The organism is Microvirga pakistanensis (genome assembly GCF_004458765.1).
Lineage (GTDB): Bacteria > Pseudomonadota > Alphaproteobacteria > Rhizobiales > Beijerinckiaceae > Microvirga > Microvirga pakistanensis.
Genome location: NZ_SPJX01000083.1, coordinates 1 through 223 on the forward strand (window position 1 = coordinate 1; position 223 = coordinate 223).

General features: G+C 60.5%; 1 protein-coding gene. It reads right to left on the bottom strand.

Annotated elements, in window-relative coordinates; translation table 11 throughout:
- Positions 1 to 223: M3 family metallopeptidase (locus tag E4K09_RS02830; RefSeq protein WP_166802131.1), on the bottom strand; the 223-nt coding region annotated here is incomplete at both ends.

Below are 223 nucleotides of genomic sequence, written 5' to 3' on the forward strand. Positions count from 1 at the left end.
CTTGAGCTTCTCCGCCATCTCCCCGTTGAAGGCGTCGCCCGTCTCCTCGAAGGCCGTGAAGGCGTCGGCGTCCAGAACCTCGGACCAGAGATAGCTGTAATAGCCCGAGGAATAGCCGTCGCCTGCGAACACATGGGTGAAGTGGGGCGTGCGATGGCGCATGATGATCTCCCGCGGCATGCCGATTTTCTCCAGCGTTTCCTTCTCGAAGGCGGAGATATCG